Raw genomic sequence first — 20,664 nt, forward strand, 5'->3', positions numbered from 1 at the left:
CCGTTGGAAAGGGGGAAGGAGCCTGGGCTTTTCTCATCGTCTCATCGCTCGCAGTCACCGAAGAATTCATTTTGACTTGAAAGAGGCTGACTTAGAAGCAAGAGAACTGCTGCAGCGGGCCTCAATTCCCGGCGGGCAAGCGAAGTACGTTCGAAAAAACCTTGCTCAGTAAGAGCCGCCTCGTCGGTGGCGGCTCAGCAGAACATTCCGGAACCGCTGCTCGTGCTGACTCAATCCGACGCATTCAGCATTCGTTCCTGCGCTACCGCGCTGGCGAGAGACTTCATGAACACCCAGTTCTGCCGGATGAACGCGTCGCTGACGTCGTCCAGTGCGGCGCCAAACGCACGCAGTTGCTTGTCGTAGAGTTGGCGTCCATGCGGCGTGTTGGCGGCGGCCCTCAGCCAGTCGCGCCCGGGAAGCACAAGGCCCCGGAACCTGTCGGCCGGGATGGCTCTGGCCATGATGAGCCCGGCCGGATCGAAGTCGTAGAAGCCTCTCACGGGCTCAGTCCGCTCCCGCACAAGAGCCGCCGCATCCTCGTTGGGGCTCTCCGGATCGCCGCGGTAGACCACCAGCGTCCCGGCGCCGACCCATCGAATCCAGCGGTAGGACATGATCTGGCGGAAGGTCTCGAAGTTCTCGACGACCATGATCTCATCGCAGGCGAGGGCACGAGCCTGCTCGAGCGTCGCCACCAGGTGAGTTCCATCGGGCGTGTAGAGGCTGCGGCCGTCGAGGGTGCAGTTTCCGATGCAGCGGACCGAAACCGATCGCGCGCGAGGCGCGGCGCTGAAGTGCTTCTCGGACATGCCACCGAATGCCGCCGCCTCGGCGCGGCTGGCTCCCTCTGCGAGCTTGACCACCGGGAGCTGATGGGCCTGCAAAAGCTTCGCGGCCATCGCATGGTGCTGTGGGCTGTAGGTCACATCCCTGCCGACCGGCGCTCCAATGCTGTAGTGCTCGCTGAAAAAAAGCGCCGTCGGGCCGCTGCGGGTCGAGGCAGGCGCCACGGCGACGAGACGCTGCAGGAAGGAGATCTGCTGCGACGTGAACGTCATGACAGAGCAAGCCCTGCCAAAGAGGCCGTTACCAGTGGCGCTCGCACGCGCACATCGTGGAAGTGTTCGTTGATCGGGAAAGGATCCTCTTCTAGGGCCTCCACGAAATCCAGCTGAAACTTGCGCATCCTGAGCTGGGCGCACGCGAACACCATCCAGGCCGCGTCACTCGTGTCCACCAGCGAGTGCCGCTCCCGCTTGAAAGTGAGCAGGGAAATTGGCTCGCGCGCTTTCGCGACTGCGAGGGCCAAGTCCTCCAGCGCGGCATGTTCGGCACTCAGTGTGAACTCCACATGCTCTTCGTCCTCGATGAGGATCTGGAGGCTCGCCTCCTGCTGCACTGGTGCGACCGACGGCAACGCGGGCAACCGGGCGATGGCCGCCATCACACCTTCCGTCGTGACCGGGTCTGGATCGGAGACATCTGGCTGAGGCCGGAAGCCCAGCGACAGTGAGCCCACGACCGCATGGTGAATCTTCTCGTCGACCTCCACGTCCCAGCCATCCATGGTCTTGTTGCGGCCGATCCAGAGTGCAAATCGGGAAAGACGCCGCAGCTGCTGCTCCATGAGCCGCGCCTCGAACAGCCGTTTGCTGATCGCGGCCTGCGCATCCTTGATCTGGGACGTCCAGCTCAGCCGCTTGGCGCCAAGGCGCCGCGTCACCACGTTTCGCACGTATGGAAGACCGGCCGCGATGGCCTCGTTCGACACCACCTCAACGAAGGCGTCGATGGACTCCACGTCACGCAGGAACATGTCCACCTGGCGCGCGTAAAACCGGTTCTGGCGCAGCTTCGACGCCAGATCGTCCACGTTTCCGTACTGAGTCGAAATCAGGGAGTGCAGCATCGCCAGGTTCTGCTCGATGGAATACGCAATCTCGACGATCGATTCATCCAGGGCCTTCTCCACCCGGGCCTGATCCCTCACGCTGCCGCTGGCCTTGAGCCGGCGAAGCTCGCCCCATTGCTCGCGCGCCTGGTGCATGGTGCCCGACACGCGTCTCAGCGCCTGCAGCACCTGGTAGCTGGAAAAGTGATCGGAGATGAACTCACGAATGCGTGGGTTGAGCCGATACTCGTCCTCGTCGTAGGCCATCAACACGCTCAGGTTGAACAGTGCTTCGATCGCCGAATTGCGTTGGCGGTCGCCACCAGAGATTGAACCTTCGTAGGCCTCGGCGACGAGGTCGGCGTGCTTCGCCAGTCCAGCTAGAAGCCGTTGGACCTGATCACCACGTTCGGTCACGCGCCGTCCTCCTTCGGGTCGGTGTGTATAGGCATCTCATGCTGCGCGCCCTCATCCAGATCGTCGACCTCCTGATCCGGAACGACCTTGTTCTCGTCGAGGAACTGCAGCACCGCATACAGCTGGTCGATCTTGCCTGTGACCTGGTATGCCCCCGTGTCCTTGTTGGCCATCACGACGTAGCCGTCGCGCATCAGATGCTCGAGCAACCGACGCAGGTTCTCATGGTTGCTGTTGCGCTGCGCGGCATTGCTGATGACGCCAATCAGCGACTTGAGCTGAGTCTCCAGCACACTCGATTGAGAGACCGCTCTCTCCAGTTCATAGAGGACGATGTACTCGCCAGGGACAAGCAGTCTTGCGCCAACGTCGCTCTGCCGGATGAAGTCCAGCAGGAGCACGGCCGGTCCGTACGTATCGCGAAACTTGGCCAACTCGCCCTTGATGCGCGTGATGTCCGCAGCGCCGATCACATCGGGCGCCATGAAGAAGGCTCCCTCTTCGCCCAGGCGGGCAAGGCGCAGGTTGGCGTGCAGAAGCCAGGCGCCCACCTCCTCCTGCTCCGTTGCTTCGCTGAGGATTTCGTACTCGAGCGGGTACCGCACCGGACAGATGTACTCGCCGTCCCAGAGAAGTCTCAGAACACCGGCATTCATTGCATCACCTCGATGTCCCCACCGGCGTTGATGCTGGTGTTGTCGACGGCCTGTGATGGGCGCAGGCTCCCGGCGGGCACGTATTCACGGACACGACCCTTGTCCTCAAAGAGGTAACGCCGGGCGAACAGCGCATGCTGGGTAGGGCCCAGGTCGGGCGAAGCGGTCATCACGTCGATCCAGTTGTCCCGCAGCATCTGCATCAGCGCCACGAAATTGCCACCGTCGATGGTCCCGACTTCGTCCGTGACCCAGGGGATATAGACCGTCTCGTTGTCGCGGATGGTGTTGAGCAACCCGGTCATCAAGGTAACCTTGATGAGGGTCGTGAGCCCGGTGGACGAGATGCTTTCGAACTCGCTCTCGCGCATGAACACCTTCGGCACGCCGTTGTCGGTGACGCTACCGCGCAGGTTAATGTGCGACGCCAGGTTGACCTCCAGCGCGCCGTCGCTGCCGAGGACACTCAGGAATGCGCCGATCGCCTGGGTGACGTCGTCCGAAGGCAGGTCGCGCGACGCGTCCTTGCCATACTCGCTTGCGTGCTGGCGCGCCACCTCATCCATGCGCTGAAGCTTCTTGTAGAAGCCCAGGGTGTCGAAGTTCGTCACCAGGTCGACCCGCAGGTCCTTGATGCGCGCGAAACGGACCGCACTGAGGCCGGCCCGCAGCCGCTCGTTGAACACCTTCACCTCGTGCTCGAAGTTCGTGATCGCCTTGCGGAAGGCCCCGATGTTGGCCAGCAAGGCGGACAGCGTGCGATTGACGTCCGTCGCGACTTGCGGGCCAATCAAGCGATACGCCGTCACGAGCTCCTGCGCACGGGCGATAGGGTCCTCCCCCGTTCCGGTCATGCTCGCTTCGAGCAGGTCGCGCACGGCTGAGTCCTTGGCGGTCATCGCGGTCAACAACCTGCCCGTCGTCGAAGTGATCACGGTCTCGAGCTTGGTGATGCCTTGCAGTTCGGCGTGCACCCTGCCCCGAAGCTCGCGCGCAGTGGTGTTCGGGTCGATCGCAGACACGCCCACAGCCTGGTAGGACCCGAACTCGTCGTCCAAGCCTTCGAGGGTCGCCAGCTCATCGTCGATGTCTTCGCGGCGCTTCTCTTTCGCACTCGCGAGCTCTTCGTGAGCTCGCTTCGCCTCGCCCGCGGCCTGGTCGAACCTGGCCAGCTTATCGGCCGCAGAGCGTGCCGCTTCATGATCCCGCCTGGCTGCCGCCTGCAGCTGCTGCACGCGCACGGAGCCGCCGGCGGCCTGCCACTTCCTCCAGCGGCCCACCAGGCTCTCTTTGGCTTCCAGCTCATCCACCTGCTGGCTGATGACGGCGGCGTCGTTCTTGAGCGCAAAGAGTCGCTCTGGATCGACACCTTGATCGGAAAGGTGCTCAGCGAGCTGCGCATTAATCTCCTTCGCCTGTCTGTCCGCGTCAGTCGCCAGGCTCTTGAGCGATTCATCGATCACGGAAATCGACGCATCGTGCGCCTCCTGCGCCTCTTTGCGCTGTGCCTGGTGCGCCTGGCGGATCTGCTCGAGGTCTTTCGCGTAGGAGTTGTTGAGGCCGACCAGCTGCTGCTCGATGGCACGCAGCTCGGACGCCAGGCGATCGAGTTCGGCCTGTGCCGTTGTCTTCGAACCGCTGCGCTCGGACTCGACGCGGTGGGTGGCCCGTTCGAAGCCGGCGGTGATCTCCTCGGTCTTGGCATCGTGTATCGACAAGCCCGATTCGGCGACCTGAACTGCGAGCTCCGCTTCCTTCTGGGCCCGTGAAACGGTCGCGACCCGCGCCTGCAGCATCTCCAGGTGGGCGCGGGAAGCGCCCACGCGGGCTTCGGCCTCCTCCGCGAGCCGCTTTGCCGATTCGTTGTGCACCCATTCGGGCGACGCGATGGCCGATGTACGCAGGCCCCAGCCATAGAGCGTGCGAGAACCCTCCTCCATGAAATGGGGGTCAAGGTCCTCCCGGTGCAGCAGAGAAACATCGATGACCTTAGCCAGGTCGCGGCGCCAGGCCTCGTCGGCGTGGCCGCGCAACTTGGCCAGGAGCGAGCCAGGCTGCGGGTTCAACCGCAGGCGCGCTTCGTCGGCCGCGGCGATCAGCTCCTGCAGGCGGGTTTGCTCGGCGCGGATCTCGCCGTCGAGCTGAGTGCCGCTGCGTTTGGCTTCCAGGTCTTTCGCTTTGGCTGCCGCCAGAGAGTGGACGATCGCCGATCGGTTATCGGTGTGCCGGTGGCGCCTCTCATTGGCCTCCTGCAGTTTTTTGAGTGCCTCCGGCGAAGCGGCAGGCTCTCGGACGCGGCTCTGCCAAGCCCCGCGCTGCTCGTGCAGCGGCTCCTTGGCGGCGTTCAGTGTCTCGCGCTGGGCATCGCGCAGCGCGGTCGCCTGCGTTTTTGCGCCCTCTTCCGCCGCGTTGATCTGGGCAAGCGCCTGGGCCAGTCGATCCCGGTGGGGCTGCTTGCTCGTTTCGACCTCGAGGCTACGGGCGGCTGTGCGCGTGCGCAGTTCCTGCTCCAGCGCCTCATAGCGGGACGTGGCAGACGCGTGCGCCGCCTCCGCGGCCTCGGCTTGGCGCATTGCGTTCTGCCGGCTCAGGCGCAGCGTGGGCAGTTCCTCGATCCGGGATTCCCAGTAGCCGGCACGTTCCTTCTCGAAGAGCTCGGCCATGGCCGCGGCTTCGTCGTACGCTTCCTTGGAATCGATGCTGAGCTTGGTGGCCGCCTTGCTCGCCTCAGAGATTTCGTTGCGCTCGAATTCCTCCCGCTCGAGGTCGGACTTCCGCTTCACCTCCAAGGACTCGATGGTACGCACCACTTCCACGCGCTCAGCAGCTCTCGCCTGCCTGATGAACTCCACGTCCGCACGTCGCGCACGAAATCTCGATTCTGCGGCTCGGTGTTCCTTCAGGTCGAGACCGAGATCTCCGATTTGACCTTCGAGCTTGAACGCTTCGGCTACGGCATCCCGGTTGCGCATCCAACGCTCGATCGGCGCCCTGCCCTGTCGAAAGACGAGCCGGGACCGCTCAGAGCCCTGTCCAATGTCCTGCTGCGCGAGGCCCACGGCCACCTGCACGATGTCGGAGAACTTGACATGCTTCTTCACCATGGCGGCGACGAGACGATCCAGGTTGTCCAGCGGCTTAGGGCCATACGACCACTCCAGGCTGAAGCGTCGCAGCCGATCCCTCTCTTTGGTGTTGGAGGGCACACGCAGGATGACGCTCCTGTATTCCGCGGTGCTGAGCTTGCTGCTGGTCTGGATGTCGAGCTCGGTGGCGCGCAACTGGGTCTCGTCGTCGCTCAGGAAGCGTCCGTCGCGCACGAACAGCTCCTTGATGAATCCGCAGGTGTAGAAGCGATAGAACGGCGTATCGGGATCGTCGGCGCGACGGCGGATGACCGCGAGCCGCATGTCCGCCTCGTTCGGGCCACGCTGATACTCGAAGGCGATGGCGCTCGCGTCAGTCGGGAGCAAGAACCGGATCATCGGCAGATTGCCCTGGCCCGCCGAGACAATCTGACTTGGTGGATGACCGAAGAACAGTGGCACGATCTGCAGCGTGCTGGTCTTGCCAACGCCGTTGTCTCCGAGCACGGCCGCGCCACCGCGCGGATCGACGGCCGTGATTCGGGCGCTGGGGACTCGTTGATTGGTGCCGGCATTCACAAGCAGCGTGCGGCAAAGGCGGTATGTCATTGAGTGCTTCGTTTTATTTGCTACGTCCCCGCCCCGTAAACGCTACGACGGTCGGCATATCTGGTTCGTTCGTTCTTGGCAGCGCAAGCGATCTCGTCAAGGCTTGGTTCGCGGTGCGTCATCCGCGAATCGAGATCTCGCCTCGCTTCTCCGTCTTGATGATGACGTCGTAATCGCGCTTCGCCTCGCTGAACGAGGAACGGTAGGAGTTCGGGTAGTTTTCTCCGACACTCTTGAACACGCGAATCACCTCGCCGACCGGCACGCCAAACAGCATGCGGTTGCGCTCGCGGTCGGACGACACAAGCACCGATTCCAGAACGCGTTCCTCGTCGAATGCGCAGCTGAAGACGTAGCTGTGAACGAACTGGTGGCACACCGGGAGCAGCTGCATCTTTGTCTTGCGCGGGTCTTCCAGATCGTAGAGCTCCCACCATCGATGCCGGTTGTTCCGTGTCACCAGCTTGCCAGCCGACGGAAATACGATCACTGAGAGGCTCTGACCTGACGTTTTGTCATCGATCTTGTGTGCCTCGGTCAACTTGCGGATGGCGTAGAACCCGAGCATGACCTTCTTCTCGACGTCCGCGAACGTTCCGTCGTACCAGCGCTGTTGCTTTAGACGACGCTCGAGCGAAGCGGCGGACTTGATGAGGTCGTCTTTCCAGTAATGAGATTCATGGATCATGATTAGCGATCATGAACGAAGCTTGGCGCCTAGGCAAAAGCGTCCGTAAGCGGGCTCCGGCACAGGCCGCGTTGCAACACCAGTGCCGCCCGCCTCGCCGAGCAGCCAGCGCCACTTGCAGACGCACGATATGCCTGAGTTTTTTGGCTTCCATCGATGGCAACAACTCCTTCTGAATTCCTGCGCGGTCAAGTTGCCAGAAAGCAGAGCCAATCACCCATAGAGTACCGTGGCCGCAGTTCTCGCGCCGACAACTGACGTCCGCTAGCGGGGAATGCAGTCACTCATTGCTGAGACGACAATTCACCGCAGTCAGCCAGAAGCAGCCGCCTAGCACGCGCGACATTCCGCTTGTCGGCTTGTCGGCTTGTCGGCTTGTCGAGCCATACCCTGCCTATCGAAGCGGCTCCGATACAAACTACTTTCGCGCCAACGATGAGGCGGGTCGCCCAACCGGCGATAACCATAGGCGCGGAAACACCCAGTTATCGCCGACTAGCTATTTGGCGGCCTCCCACGAACAAGGGAGGTACAAGCGCCCCCGAAGCGTCCTAGCATTCGTCTCCTATCGAATGAAGTTGACGCACTATGCGAGTTGCCTTCACCTCCTGCAAGCAACAGCCCACCGGGGGTCAGATCGCAGCGGCCAACCCACTGCCCGATCACCTCTTGCTACTGGGCGACTCAGCGTACTACGATGCGGATGGGTCGAGCATGTCTGCAGTCAAGGCAATGGGCGCCGACACCTTTGCAAGACATGCCACGGGGCGCCTTCGGGATCAGTTGACTCAGCCTCAGTCCGCTAACTTGGTTCGCCTTCGCGAGCTACGAATTGACCCGATCCGGGAGGACTACGACCTTCTCTGGAACGGTGCCTGCGGCGCGCAGGTGGGGAAGCAAAATTCATTGAAGCACCTCATTCCTTCAACACTGGCAGCATTCCAAGCCTACCGTGATGCGTTGGATGTGCACGATCCCACAACCTTTCCCGGACCTGCAGACCCCTGGCGTTCCGATATCAAGGAGCGAGGCTACCGGATGATCGACGTCGGCGACGCAGCCAATCCGTCGCGATTTCACCTTACCGACGGAAGAAGCTGCAAGACCGGTGGCGGTGAAGCTGCGGTGTTAGGCCCAGCGCAAATGAGCAAGTTGGCGTCGTCCATTTTTTCCTCGCCAACAAAGACCGTGCACATTGTTGCCAGTGGATCGGTCTTTGAAGCACGCCACGGCGAAACACGGATGTCGGGTCAGGCTGAGCACGACAAGATGCTGGAACTCGCTCGGGACCATCGTATCCTGCTCCTGAGCGGTGACGTCCACGAGAACCGCTTTGCGGTACCGTATCCGGCGGCCAACTGGAGCCTGTTCGAAGCGACTTCATCAGGTGCTTCCTTGCGTACTTCGGTCACTGTCGGCGCGCTGCGATGCAACTGGGGCTTATGGAAATCACGCCGCAAGCCGTAAAGACTCAACCTCTCGCAACTACACATGCCGCCACGTAAGCGAGTGATCGATGGCGAAACTTGGACACTTGCGCTCAGCGCGTGAGCGAGATGCACATGATGAGTTGGCGCTTCCTGCGCTCCGCATGCTGCCTGGCGAGGGACAGAGCGGAGGCAAGACGAGTCGAAGATCGCCCTCGTAGGTCGTAATTTTCCGCATCTTTCTAACGAAAAGGTCGATATGCAGCCAAAAGGTAATTGATGGTAATTCGAGATGTGAAAGTGGCTCATGTCGAGCCTGCGATGTTCCCAAGAGACCGGGAGAGTTCGCCCATGCACTTTAGCCTGCTCTCCGTGGGCGTTACTGCATTGGCCAGCTGTCTAGTATCTCTATCCGGCTGTGCAAGCTTCAACCAAACACCTAACGATGTCTATCGGCGTGAAGCCGGCGGTAAGCTGGAACTTTGGAAGAGCGTTGGTGATGCTTCGGCGATGCACTGGCCGTACGCTTGGTCCGCAGTTGCTGCTTACCAGGACTCGGACGATCCCAAGCGGAAGCCACTCGATAGCAGCCCGACCTGTCCGGAGCCCCACGCCTTTCTCACCCAACGCGGATGGGTGCAATGGGCTGACCTCCCGTCGCTCAGACCGCAGTTGAATGAGCAGTACGCAGAAGCAGCGCAGAAGATGCGGGAAGTGCACCTTCGCGCTGAAGTTTGGTCCAACGAGCAGACCCGGCAGGTCGTCGTAGCGTTCGGTGGTACTGCTGCATCTAGCTCCGACGACTGGAAGGCAAACCTTCGATGGTCTTTGCGATTCTTCGACTCTGAGCGTCGAGACGAGTACACGGTCCTGACGGACATCTTCGTGCCGGTGTTCGTCAAAGCGTACAAGAATCGACGTGACGAGGATGGTTGGAAATGGCTCAATGAGGCGCGGATTGTTTCGACCGGCCACTCGCTCGGAGGAGGCTTGTCGCAGCGATTCGCATATTCACTAGAGGCGTCGAGCGACGTGCCGATCGTTAAAGAAGTCTATGCCTTCGACCCCTCACCCGTTTCGGGCAAGAGGGACTCGCCGAACTTCCAAGAGCAGGCCAAAGGACTCACAATCTATCGAATCTACAAGCGCGGTGAGGTGCTCGCCAGTCTTCGATCGCTTGTGCACTTCGGGAATCCAGGCGATGAGCGCAATCAGGGTCAAAAGTGGATCGATATCCGCTACCTCGATGACTGGACATTCCGGACGCTATTGCCCTCTGGCTCAGTGCACGCACATGGCATGCATGAATTGGCAAAGTTCATGGCACGAAACCTCCCAGCCGCCGAAAAACCAGCGTGCCTGGCTGGCGTCGTTGCAAACTGATTATTGGCAAGGTGGGGAAGATCCGCGCGACCAATGCCTGAAGAACGCTGCGCGTGGCTAGCAGCAACCTCCCCTCTCTCCATGATCATTTGCCGATAACGGGAGCTTCACAGATGCGAAGCTGCTGGCTGGTTCCGCCTTGGTCTGAACTAGCGATAGAGAGGGTCACAAGAGTGCCTCATTACAGATAGTTGCTGCGCTACACCCCCGATTCCAAGTGCTAGCAGGCGGATTCAGTTACCTATCATCATCGATGTGGTGCTCGTAGCCCGCGCGCCCCAACAACTAGGAAGGTCCTATGAGCTTCAAGAAATACCTGGAGGAGAAGTACCCCATCGCGTGTGATATGCAGCGACAGATTGACGGGGATCCACTCATGGTCGATATGCTACGCATGAACGGGGCCGATCATGAACTTGTTAAGAAGTGGATGAGAAACTATGGCCTCTTCCAAGGTATCGAGGGCGATTCTCGCAACAAGATCGCGAAGCGATTTCTTACTTTCGCACAGCAACACCACCGCGCCACTCGCATCAACGACACAATTGTCGCCGACCTATATCGAGAACTACTCATCGCGCTCTTCAAGGTAAAGCCGCGGAGTTGGATGTCGGCGACGTCCAAGCTGCTTTGGTGCCTGTATCCCCACGACATCGTCATCTACGACGCATTCGTTCATCGCGCACTGGTGACCCTTCAATGCGTTGACCCTGACCTCGGAAGCACTGAGCGGATCGGTGCAGCGCCGATGATCAGAGAGCTCGCCGACATTGATTCCGCCGTCGCGGCGTATATGCGATACCAGGGTTTGGTCCGCAAGCTGCTGGCCGTCAATACACCCGCACTCACTGAATTGCGCCGCCAATACAAGGAGCAGTACCAGTACGACATCAGGATTGTGGACAAACTGCTTTGGATGATCGGCGATAGCAAAAGGGCGTACTGACTTCGCTAGGGTGTGACCATCCCGCACCCCGATGTATGCCGCCGCTCGAGATGAGGACTGCGCGACGCAGTTGGCGGCGATTCCGGCGCGGGCGCTGGGGCCATGCGCCTGCCCGGTGACGCACAAAGCCAGACGCCATGGGCCCAACCGTCGATAACCAAAGGCACGTCAATACCCCCTTATCGTAAGCGTCCGAGCAATCCGTGTTGACGGACCAGCCGACCTGCCCCATTAGACTGATGCGAATGAGCCTGCAAGCGACCTTCATTGCCACCGAGGACATCAGCAACTGGCAGGACGCCGGTTGCGTCGTACTCGGGAACCCTTCTGGATCAACGGAACGTGTGGTCATGGCAGTCGGGATCAGCGTGGGATCGGGGGTTCGATGGCGAGTCGATTTGTTCGCAAGCGTTGGCCAATCTTGCTTTCAAGACGTACGCTGCATCGGCGAACTGGTTTACATCGGCTACGGTCAGCAAGTTGCGGTGTTCTCGCCCAAGACGGCGAGCTTGGCATCGCACTCGCTCGATGGCTACTTCGGCCATGTATTCACGACTTTGGATCTTGAGTCGCCCAATCTTGGTTCGTCGGTGCTGGTCGCATCGGCTTCAGAGTTGCTGCGCTTCGACGGCGCTGGCCAACTCTTGTGGCGGAGGTCAGGGCTTGGAATCGATGGTGTCGTCATTCACCGAGTCCAAGACGGTGAGATCTTTGGCGATGCTGAGTGGGACCCTCCAGGAGGCTGGAAGTCCTTTCGATTGCGACTGGATTCTGGAGAGATATGTCAGAGTTGAGGCCTTCCCTCTCGGCGGTCTAGCCTGGCGTCCAGCGATGCGGCAGCAACTCCCCCACGAGACGCGCTTTGTGCGTGGGCAGGCGCTGCAGGACGTCCTTTAAGTACGCGTACGGATCGAGCCCGTTCAGCTTGGCCGACTGGATCAAGCTCATCACCGCGGCCGCGCGTTGCCCCGCCCGCAGCGAGCCCGCGAACAACCAGTTCGAGCGCCCGAGAGCGATCGGGCGGATCTGGTTCTCCACCCAGTTGTTGTCGATCGGCAATTGCCCATCGTCGATGTAGCGCGTGAGCGCGGTCCATCGCTTCAGGCTGTAGTCCAGCGCGCGGGCCAGCGCCGTGCCATCGGTCGCGCGAAGGCGGTGCGCGACCATCCATGCGTGCAGCGCATCGGCCACGGGCCTGGCCTTGTGTTGGCGGATCGCCAAGCGTTGCTGCATGGTCAAGCCGTGCACCTCGCGCTCGATCTCGTAGAGCTCACCGAAGAACTTCATCGCCTGCTTAGCCACGGCACTCTTGGTGCTCGCCTGAAGCTCGAAGAACTTGCGCCGCGCGTGCGCAGCGCAGCCAATCTCGGTGACGCCCTGTGTGAAGCTGGCCTTGTATCCAGCGTAGTCGTCGCACACCAGCTTGCCGATCCACGGCTCGCTGCCCTGCTGCAGGAAGGCCCGAGCGTGCTCGCCGGCGCGGCTGTCCGCGAAGTCATAGACGACGGCCCGGAGGTCCTCAAAGACACCGGGGCAGTATGCCCACAGGTAGGCCTTGTGCGTCTTCTTCTTGCCCGGCGTGAGCATCGCCACCGGCGTCTCGTCGGCGTGCAGCACGCTGTGGCTCAGGATCTCCTTGCTTGAGCGCGTCGACCAGCGGCTGCAGCTGCACGCCGCATACGCCCACCCATTCGGCCAGCGTGGAGCGCGCCAGCGGCATGCCTGCCCGCGCGAAGATGCTCTCCTGGCGGTACAGGGGCATGTGGTCGGCGTACTTCACCACCAGCACTTGGGCCAGCAAGCCGGCGGTCGGCATGCCCTTATCGATGACTTGTGCGGGCACCGGCGCCTGGATCAGGGTCACGCACTTCGCGCAGGCCCATTTGCCCCGAACATGGCGCTCCACCGTGAACACACCAGGCGTGTAGTCGAGCTTCTCGCTCACGTCCTCGCCTATGCGCTTGAGCTCGCAGCCGCACCTGCAGGTGGTGCAGGCGGGTTCGTGATGGAACGACGTGCGCGGCAGGTGAGCAGGCAGCGGTGCCCGCTTTGGGTGCTGCGGCGCCGAGGGCAGCGGCTTCGTTCTAAACAGCTCGAGTTCCAGTTCGATGGCAGCAATGTCGGCGTCGACGGTCTCGTCGAGCAGGCTCTTCTGCGTGGCGTCGAGTTGCTCGCTGCGGGCACCGAACTTCCAGCGCTTGAGCACCGCGATCTCGTGGGTGAGTTGGTCTATGCGTGCTTCGCTCCAGACGAGCTTGCGATCCTTCATCAGGATCTCGCCGTCGGCCTGCGTGAGCTGGGCTTGCCTGAGCGCGATCTCGGCATCCCGCTCGGCGATCAAGCCATCGCGCTCCGTGATCTGGGCTAGCAACCCCTGCGCCAGCGCGCGCAGCTCGGCCTCGCCGAGTCCCTGGAGTTGTTCGCTGGTGAGCATGGACGCCAGTGTGCCGAACTCCGCGGCAAGGGCCATTCGCAAACGCCCCAATTGCTGCGGGACCACCTCCCGCTCACGCCATGGTGATGGCGCCTCCATTACCCAGGCGCTGCCACGGTAGCCCGAGCACGAGCGCGTCGAGCTGTTCACGAGACAGAGCCATCTGCGCCCCCAGGGCGGTGTTGGCCCAGAGGAAGCGGCCCTGATGGAGTCGGCGAGCGCATAGCCAGATCCCGATGCCGTCATGCACAAGGACCTTCATGCGGTTGGCCCTTCGGTTGGAGAACAGGTAGGCGTGATGAGGCTTGGCCGATCCGAAGACTTGCACGACGCGCGCCAACGCGGTGTCGGTGCCGGCGCGCATGTCCAAGGGCTCGGCCGCAAGCCACACCGCATCGATGCGGATCACAAGTCGCGCATCCAGGCCGCGCACTCGGCGGCAGCGGTGATGGGCCATGTGGCCTTGACCATGAGCGTGCCTCGACGCAGTTCGATGACCAGTTCTTGGGCGGGCGTAACCGCGGGAGGCGCAACCGGCAACGCGATGAACGAGTGAGCGGGGATCGGGTTCACAACCGGCTTCTGCGTTGATGGCCCCGCAGCCATCCGGCGCCACTTGTGCACCAGGTTGGCGTTCAGGCCATGGGCCAGCGCGATGCCGGCCACCGAAGCGTCGGGCTTGGCGCATTCGGCCAGAACTTGAGCCTTGAGGGCGGCATCATGGCGCCGCCGAATGAGTCGCTTGGAGTCTTTGATGGTGTCCACCTATTGGTCTGGTGCACACCATGCTGGCCCAGCCGCCTGGGGGATTCAATATGTGTTGGGCGGACGCATACCCCTTATCGGCGACTGGAACCGCCCCAGGTCTCAACTCGCAAAGAACCCGCATTCGCAAAAACCAAAATCTCGGCAGATCAATTGGCACCAGCAACTTATGTAAAATTAAGACAATTCAGACCCTAGGATCCAAAATGCCAAATACTAGCCCTGATCGGATAAAGTGAAAGTTTCCTTCAGTACGCAACTTGACATGTCCGCGATCCATCTCCTCCCACGGGACAGAATCAACGCCAAGCCTTGACGCCTCGTCGTGCCGAAGAACCAACTCAATCGGCCACCGCTCAGTTGTGGACGTTGCGCCGTACTCCAGAATCTCGTCAAAGCGCTGGTCGGCCGCTAGAGGCAATAGATTCTGGTTAATTCCAATAAATGCGATACTCTTTTCGCTCAGCACGATCGCTAAGCCACCGCCCGGGAATCCCAGCAGTCTAGACCTACCACCAAAGAAGGTGTAGTGATCCGAATTTGCAGAAGATAGAAAGAACTTGAACTCCTCGCCACTTCCTCGTACCAATGGAACCGAGTCCAAGTCCAAAGGATCATTCAAAGCGAGTAGCGCATTGAGCCGACTCGCCAACGCGGACGTAAGCTGAGACCGAGGGCTAACAAGGCCCAGCCATCTCGCGAGAAATGTCATTCTCGAGAGGAGCTTGTAGGCACGCGGCTCGATTGGCAAACCCTCGGCCGGTGGATCGACAAGCCAGCATCGCAAGCGCGAGTCGATCCTTCCATCAACCGTCGTAATAGTCCCGTATCGAACATCGGCAGGATAGGGATCTTCGGCATCACTAGGGAGAGTCGATAACTTAACTTTCTTCTTTGTGATGTTGGCCTTGTGTAGTGAGACGACAGATGCCTTAAGTTGATTGCGGTCTACTACACTGCCCTTGGTCTCCACCTGAACAAATCGGTTTTCCTCCGCCGCGAGTTGATAGTCGAAACTCGGGGTCAGTTTCTTGTTTTTTCCAAAGCCCTTTACCTCTAAACGTTGCCAGTCAGCTTCTGTCAGGCCATGAAGTTTGCTGGCAACGGCCAAACCGACAGCTTCTCCCAAATGTTCCGCAACGTCATTTGGTGGTCTGGTTTGAGGACTCGGCAACGCTAACGACACCCCGTTGTGAATCAACGCCGTGTCTATCGCGTTTACTGCGCGGCTCAGGTCCCGCCGTACAGCTTCTGTAGACTCATAGCCAGGCATGCCTCGAGCCATGCGGTGAAATAAAAAGAAATACAGGAACGTACTGGTGGATATTGATACCGGCCCCGACGTCAGTTCGGCCAGTCCTTTCTGCAAATCCTGTGGATAGCTTTTAAACTTCTGAGCCTCAGCTGTGTCGTAGTACGCAACATCAACCTCAATGGCCGGCGAGTTAATTTTCTCAATAGTCAAATGTCATTCCTCGAGTTCCCCACCACTCTTAGAGCAATCTGAATGCAATAGACAGTCTTCTAAGATCTGCGATTTTTTAGTGACGATGGCGACAACTCCTGCTACTGCAAGGCAGCGGGCTGGTGAGCCTTCAGGTGGTGAAGGAACTGTACGAAATTTCGAAGAGAACCTCGCTCCATCTCCGTCATGCGATCAGCGTCAAAATGCATGACATCATTTCGTAACTGACGCACCACCTCAAGTTCCCTGACGAAAACAGCGCGGTCAGCCCTGAGCCCCAACCGCACCCAGTTTCCAGGCTGCTGAATCAGCCGCAAATGCTCACCCAATGTGAGGTCAGCAACAGACTGCACTGCACGTCCAGGGTCATTCGCGTTGCGGACTGCTTCCAGCTCTTGCTGGGTGAACCTGCCGTCGATCAATGCGCGAATGTGATTCTCGATCTCACCAATGAGCAAGAACGGCTCAGCGAGATCTTGGAACTGTTGACTAAGATCGCTCGTAGTTAAGATTCCGACAACAACACGCCGCTCATCGCGAACCAATACGTATGAGCTTTCAATGATTCGATTGATTACTTGAAAAATCGAGTCTGTCGTCCTAACTTCGACCTGCGGCCGCATACATTCGCGTACGAAGCGCGGCGCCGGATGCCCTAGTGTCATTGCTGGCCCAAGGCTGTCCCAGCTAACAACGCCTCGAACATCGCGCTCATTAGTCATAACAGGAAGCTGGGAAAAATCATGCCGCAACATCAAGGTTGCCGCTTCCTCCAACGTAGCGTCTGGGCCAAGCGTGACGAGCTGCAATCTCGGATCAAGTAGGCGACTTACTCTATATGCCGGCTCCACTCCCGCGCCTCCAACAAACTGGACTGCAACCTGCATCTCTTGATGCATTGGGAGATCCACAACTCGAGGGCCGGCCTCTCCAGGTGCTTGTGCTTCATACGGGGGCGCACCTGCAAGCGCAAACTGAACAGTCCCATCAATGTGCGAACCCTCGAAATCGGGCACCGTTGTCAGTCCGCTCTGATCGAGCATGCGCCGCACGGTCCAATTTACATTCACCCCTCTTCGCGCGACATTGAACCATCCAATCAGTTCCCGAACCGAAATTGGCTCAGCTGCGTTGCCTTCCCGAAGCGCGTGAGCAATCTCTGCAAAATGGCGATTTCTAGCTTCGGCTTCCATGGGTACCCCACCTCAAAAAGGAGCAGAAAGTGTAGCTGAGCACGCGTAAGCAGCCGCGCGCTGGTGCAGAGTGTCGTGATACTGCGCGAGCAGTACCTCTCTTCGAAACCATGACAGCGAAGATCATGCGTTCAGGCTTTATATGAGCTGGACATCCCGGACTACTATCGGCGGTTGGAGCCGCATCAAGTCTCAACTCGCGAGAAGCAGGCGTTTAAAGACTAGCCTTGGCCCAGAAGCGAGACAGCGCCGCGTCGTTGGTGAGAGCTTGATCAACTCGCGATAACGAAGGTCACCAGAACACGAATTTATCGGTGGTTGGTTCAGTCTCACGTCCCGATTCGCGATAACGAGAGCCACGAGCATGCCCAGTTATCGGTCGTTGGTTCAGTTTTATCTGAACTCGTGGTAACGGTAATCTCGAGGACCCCCTCTTACGTCGTCGCGAAGAGACTGTTAGGCATTCACCCATCCTCTCGTGAAACGAGCAAAGTTGTACTCGTCGATGACCTCAATCGCGCTATATCCGTCGGCGCCATCTTGCAAACTTTTCGGCAAGCCAGTTGCGATGGCTTTGATCATCCATAGGAAACCGAGATACTTTTCGACGGGATCATTCGCATAGTGGCAGCCGTAACCGCGTGCGATCTTGTGGTCCCAGAGTGGCAAGAAACTTGGGGCTAGAAGATGCAGCGCTTTAGCGGTTGCAACGGGACTCTGCATTCCCTTTTTAGATCCCCTCCGAATCGCCAGCGCGGCAGAAAAACCTTTGAAGAGCCTTCGGACGAGAGGCTCATCAACCTTACCGAATTCCAAAATGTTCCGCGTACGAAGGCTCTCTAGATGCGTCATATTCTTCTCGATGCATCGCTCAAGCTTAACGAAGTCAAACTGCCCATAGCGGTAGAAAGCTTGGTTCCAGGTGAGAAGCAGAACACCCATTCCGTCTGCCATCTCCCTCGCGTTCCCCCAGTGATGATCCACCAAGAAAGTGGCAGTTTTGTACATGGCTTCGCGAGGCAGATTCTTCCTGAATGCCTTGCTGCCGCGCAGGATCACTCTCTGACCAGGCAGTTCCTTTTCTGTTATCACTTTTGCTCCTTTTATTCTTATCGACAGCGCTAGATACTGATAGTCCGGTTACTTGGGCCAAGCCTTGTTGCGCTACGCGCACTGATGTGCATACTACAAGCCTATGAGCATAAATTCTCTGCAGTTGGTCGACCAACGGATTGGCCAGATCGCCGAAGAATTGTCACGATGCAATCGGGCGTGCTCCGGAGTGAGATCCAGTGAAGGGTGTCCTCCCCGAGGCTTAATACTCCAGCACGAGGACGTACTAGACACAGCACGCGGAGTCATAGTGGTTGGACAGAACCCCGGGTTCGCCGCCCGGTGGGAGCAAAAACTGTACGGACAACACGGCGCTGGCTACGTTCAGCAACGAATGGCTTGGCAGTCCGGTGTGAAGAATGTGCCTTACTTCACCATGCTTAAGAGACTTCTCGACATCCTCAATGTTCGAGGTCCTGTACTCTGGACAGACGTCGCCAAATGTGAAGGACGGAGTCCCCCAGAAGAGACGCGGATGATCTGCTCGCAGAAATTCATGAGCAGAGAATTCGCGGCCGCTCCGCAAGAATGGCCGGTTATTGCTGCCGGCCGGGACGCGTATGCCGCATCAGGCTACATGGCCGCTCTGAGAACCGTTATCGGCTTCTATCATCCAACTGGGCGCAATGGACAACAGTTCAGGCTGCAACTGTCTCGCCTAGAAAACGATCAAGTGTTTCGAGAAGAGATGAACACCGCTTTGCACTCGCAAGGGGCGCGCAAGTGGGTAGGCAAACAACTTGCAGTCGATCTCGCTCGCTGAGCCTGAAAAGTTATTTCTGCTGAAGAAGCGATGAAAGATCTGCCAGCGGTGAATCACGATTGCTCGTCGGTACGGGATGGTAGCGGCGCCGCACTGCGTTTTTTTTTTGCGCGGTAGACATCTTCTTCGCTCCAGCCAACGATAAGCAGGCGTTTAAGAATGCCAGCTTTGGCTGAACAGCCAAGCCAGTACTTACGCTGTAGATGAGTGCCCAATCAGTTCCCGATAGCAAGCGTCACGGGAATGCCCCTTATCAGCGGTTGAGAACGCAGCCCAAGCGGTAGAAGCGTGCCACACCTCGTCGACGCTAGCGGCGGCAGGTATGCAGTGATTCCGGTCGCTCGCCTGCGTGGGTCCAATGTACGCTGGCTTCCATTGAGCTGCCCCTAGGCACAGCCGAAAGCACTGAAGGTCGGCTGCTAGAGGGGCTGCATGGTGTCCACCTCCCATTCGCGCATCCGGCGCTGATCGTCGCTCTCTTTCTCGTGCGGGTGGGTAAGGCGCTGTACCGCGACAACCAGCGATTCATTCCCGGTCAGAACGCTGGCGATCAGCGTGCGCAAGTTCTCGGTAGTCGACGCGTCGCTGCCGATGTAGCCTGCCCGCAGCAGGTCAACGAACGCCGTCTGACGCATGTATCTGCCATCGAGTCCCTTGTAGCCCACGCGGATGTTGCCCTTGGCGGTTCGATGTTTCTTGTCGTTCAAGAGCTCCTCGAAGTGCCCAAGCGGCAGCAGGAAATTCTTCGAAGCCTCCGGCTCGTGCCGTCTCACGAACTTGAAATAGAACGCCTCTCTACTCAGTCTAAAGCCGTCGTGCTTCCTACCGCGCGGGCGGAATAGGCGCATGGTCGTCAGTTGCTTGTGGAGGTGGTCGTCCTCGCTGTAGACCCAATCCGTAGGCTCGTCCTTGCTACCCCGAGGTTCGAGCATCTTGTACTGAACGAGTACCGCGTTGCGATGGAAAAGGTTCAAGTAGATGAGGTCGACACCGAACGCCTCCTCGAGCTTGCGTCGATTCGCTGTGTAGACCTCCAATGTCTGCTCACCCTTGCGAAACGTGGCTTGACCGCGGACGTAGCTGGAAATGAACTCGTACCCGGGCACCACGCGCGCATCGTGCTCAATGACGCCATCCTCGTGCACGTTCAACCTAGTGAGGCCGGTCTTCGAGCCGTGCGCCAGATTCATCGTCGCGGCCGGCGCTTCCTCTTGCAGACCGAACGCACGCAGTGCCAACTTGAGCGCGTTCAATTGGAGCCGCTCATTGGATTCCGGCTTGGGCTTGGTCAACCCGCCCGTCAAGGTGCGCAATGGGCCGCGGTTGGACTCTACGTTCAGGAGTTTCTCGATCAGCCTGATGCTCTCCTTGGGGCCAAGGCGGACGAGCGGGGCGTCCTTATCCAGACGCTTCCTGATGTCCCGTTCAAACTTCTCGCCTTTGAAGAGCTCAACCATTTCCGACGGCGTGCTTGGCTGGATTTCCACGCCGCGGCGCAAGGTCAGGCGGGAATCGAACGTCGTCGCCGCAGCCTTGGACTTGAAGATCGTTGCGTAGGCCGCGGGCGGGTCCACCAAGTTTCCGAACGGCCGTGACCTCTCTGCGAAAAACAGGCAGATACATGGCGTGGGTATTCCCCTGGCTTCGTCGTGCGCCCGCGTTAGCGAGAACTGCCGCACCCCATCCTTGGTCTCCTTCAGTCCCTGAAGCTCTCGGTCCTGCAGCTTCAGGATGACGATGGGGCGTTGAGCGACATGCATCTTCAACTCCCGAGTCCAGGTGTCGTCGGATTCTTCCTTTGCCATCTTCACTGCCTCCCTGCGCG

General features: G+C 59.6%; 16 protein-coding genes and 1 pseudogene. 5 read left to right on the plus strand and 12 right to left on the minus strand.

What is annotated here, in order from left to right:
- Positions 1–230: 230 nt before the first annotated feature.
- The 5 genes from M2282_RS03310 to M2282_RS03330 form a co-directional block, all read right to left on the minus strand.
- Positions 231–1,061, minus strand: a complete 831-nt coding sequence (locus M2282_RS03310) for a DUF7281 domain-containing protein (protein WP_280807354.1) — start codon at positions 1,059–1,061, stop codon at positions 231–233.
- Positions 1,058–2,311 (minus strand): hypothetical protein, encoded by a 1,254-nt coding sequence (locus M2282_RS03315; protein ID WP_280807355.1) that lies wholly within the window; start codon positions 2,309–2,311, stop codon positions 1,058–1,060. Before M2282_RS03315 ends, M2282_RS03310 begins: the two co-directional genes overlap by 4 nt.
- A complete protein-coding gene (locus tag M2282_RS03320) occupies positions 2,308–2,967 on the minus strand; it encodes a hypothetical protein (RefSeq protein WP_280807356.1) in 660 nt (219 codons plus the stop codon). Before M2282_RS03320 ends, M2282_RS03315 begins: the two co-directional genes overlap by 4 nt.
- Positions 2,964–6,662 carry an ATP-binding protein gene (locus M2282_RS03325; protein WP_280807357.1) on the minus strand — a complete coding sequence of 1,233 codons (3,699 nt, stop codon included), beginning with the start codon at positions 6,660–6,662 and terminating at the stop codon, positions 2,964–2,966. Before M2282_RS03325 ends, M2282_RS03320 begins: the two co-directional genes overlap by 4 nt.
- 118 nt (positions 6,663–6,780) lie before the next feature.
- A complete protein-coding gene (locus M2282_RS03330; protein WP_280807358.1) occupies positions 6,781–7,350 on the minus strand; it encodes a hypothetical protein in 570 nt (189 codons plus the stop codon).
- Between the two features lie 714 nt (positions 7,351–8,064).
- Between M2282_RS03330 and M2282_RS03335 the strand changes: the two genes are divergently transcribed.
- From M2282_RS03335 to M2282_RS03350, 4 genes are all read left to right on the plus strand, one after another.
- Positions 8,065–8,817, plus strand: a complete 753-nt coding sequence (locus tag M2282_RS03335; RefSeq protein WP_280807359.1) for a hypothetical protein — start codon at positions 8,065–8,067, stop codon at positions 8,815–8,817.
- A gap of 311 nt (positions 8,818–9,128) precedes the next feature.
- Positions 9,129–10,160: a lipase family protein gene (locus M2282_RS03340; protein WP_280807360.1), complete on the plus strand. Its 1,032-nt coding sequence runs from the start codon at positions 9,129–9,131 to the stop codon at positions 10,158–10,160.
- A gap of 298 nt (positions 10,161–10,458) precedes the next feature.
- The gene (locus M2282_RS03345; protein ID WP_280807361.1) at positions 10,459–11,106 is read left to right on the plus strand and encodes a hypothetical protein; all 648 of its coding nucleotides are present in this window, start codon (positions 10,459–10,461) and stop codon (positions 11,104–11,106) included.
- 245 nt (positions 11,107–11,351) lie between these two features.
- Positions 11,352–11,900, plus strand: coding sequence for a hypothetical protein (locus M2282_RS03350; RefSeq protein ID WP_125953059.1), 549 nt, complete (start codon positions 11,352–11,354; stop codon positions 11,898–11,900).
- A 19-nt stretch (positions 11,901–11,919) separates the two neighbouring features.
- On the opposite strand, the pseudogene tnpC reads toward M2282_RS03350, so the two are convergent.
- From tnpC to M2282_RS03380, 6 genes and pseudogenes are all read right to left on the minus strand, one after another.
- Positions 11,920–13,540: pseudogene (gene tnpC / locus M2282_RS03355) on the minus strand (IS66 family transposase).
- Positions 13,541–13,613: 73 nt separating this feature from the next.
- On the minus strand, positions 13,614–13,949 hold the full coding sequence (gene tnpB, locus M2282_RS03360) for an IS66 family insertion sequence element accessory protein TnpB (protein WP_280807362.1): 336 nt from the start codon (positions 13,947–13,949) through the stop codon (positions 13,614–13,616).
- On the minus strand, positions 13,946–14,305 hold the full coding sequence (locus M2282_RS03365; protein ID WP_280807363.1) for a transposase: 360 nt from the start codon (positions 14,303–14,305) through the stop codon (positions 13,946–13,948). Before M2282_RS03365 ends, tnpB begins: the two co-directional genes overlap by 4 nt.
- Before the next feature lie 187 nt (positions 14,306–14,492).
- Positions 14,493–15,770 carry a hypothetical protein gene (locus M2282_RS03370; RefSeq protein ID WP_280807364.1) on the minus strand — a complete coding sequence of 426 codons (1,278 nt, stop codon included), beginning with the start codon at positions 15,768–15,770 and terminating at the stop codon, positions 14,493–14,495.
- Positions 15,771–15,871: 101 nt separating this feature from the next.
- The gene (locus tag M2282_RS03375) at positions 15,872–16,963 is read right to left on the minus strand and encodes a CBS domain-containing protein (RefSeq protein ID WP_280807365.1); all 1,092 of its coding nucleotides are present in this window, start codon (positions 16,961–16,963) and stop codon (positions 15,872–15,874) included.
- A 456-nt stretch (positions 16,964–17,419) separates the two neighbouring features.
- On the minus strand, positions 17,420–18,055 hold the full coding sequence (locus M2282_RS03380; protein WP_280807366.1) for a hypothetical protein: 636 nt from the start codon (positions 18,053–18,055) through the stop codon (positions 17,420–17,422).
- Between the two features lie 355 nt (positions 18,056–18,410).
- Between M2282_RS03380 and M2282_RS03385 the strand changes: the two genes are divergently transcribed.
- A complete protein-coding gene (locus tag M2282_RS03385; RefSeq protein WP_280807367.1) occupies positions 18,411–18,839 on the plus strand; it encodes a hypothetical protein in 429 nt (142 codons plus the stop codon).
- Between the two features lie 419 nt (positions 18,840–19,258).
- Here M2282_RS03385 and M2282_RS03390 read toward each other — a convergent pair whose 3' ends face one another.
- Positions 19,259–20,644, minus strand: coding sequence for a hypothetical protein (locus tag M2282_RS03390; protein ID WP_280807368.1), 1,386 nt, complete (start codon positions 20,642–20,644; stop codon positions 19,259–19,261).
- Between the last annotated feature and the right edge of the window lie 20 nt (positions 20,645–20,664).

The organism is Variovorax boronicumulans (genome assembly GCF_029892485.1).
Classification (GTDB): domain Bacteria; phylum Pseudomonadota; class Gammaproteobacteria; order Burkholderiales; family Burkholderiaceae_C; genus Variovorax; species Variovorax boronicumulans_B.

Excerpts from the sequence above, each read along its gene's own strand:
- M2282_RS03350 (WP_125953059.1), top strand. The coding sequence starts at position 11,352 with ATGAGCCTGCAAGCGACCTTCATTGCCACCGAGGACATCAGCAACTGG.
- M2282_RS03390 (WP_280807368.1), bottom strand. The coding sequence starts at position 20,644 with ATGGCAAAGGAAGAATCCGACGACACCTGGACTCGGGAGTTGAAGATG.
- M2282_RS03325 (WP_280807357.1), bottom strand. The coding sequence starts at position 6,662 with ATGACATACCGCCTTTGCCGCACGCTGCTTGTGAATGCCGGCACCAAT.
- M2282_RS03345 (WP_280807361.1), top strand. The coding sequence starts at position 10,459 with ATGAGCTTCAAGAAATACCTGGAGGAGAAGTACCCCATCGCGTGTGAT.
- M2282_RS03375 (WP_280807365.1), bottom strand. The coding sequence starts at position 16,963 with ATGGAAGCCGAAGCTAGAAATCGCCATTTTGCAGAGATTGCTCACGCG.
- M2282_RS03340 (WP_280807360.1), top strand. The coding sequence starts at position 9,129 with ATGCACTTTAGCCTGCTCTCCGTGGGCGTTACTGCATTGGCCAGCTGT.
- M2282_RS03385 (WP_280807367.1), top strand. The coding sequence starts at position 18,411 with ATGGCTTGGCAGTCCGGTGTGAAGAATGTGCCTTACTTCACCATGCTT.
- M2282_RS03330 (WP_280807358.1), bottom strand. The coding sequence starts at position 7,350 with ATGATCCATGAATCTCATTACTGGAAAGACGACCTCATCAAGTCCGCC.
- M2282_RS03320 (WP_280807356.1), bottom strand. The coding sequence starts at position 2,967 with ATGAATGCCGGTGTTCTGAGACTTCTCTGGGACGGCGAGTACATCTGT.
- M2282_RS03310 (WP_280807354.1), bottom strand. The coding sequence starts at position 1,061 with ATGACGTTCACGTCGCAGCAGATCTCCTTCCTGCAGCGTCTCGTCGCC.
- M2282_RS03335 (WP_280807359.1), top strand. The coding sequence starts at position 8,065 with ATGTCTGCAGTCAAGGCAATGGGCGCCGACACCTTTGCAAGACATGCC.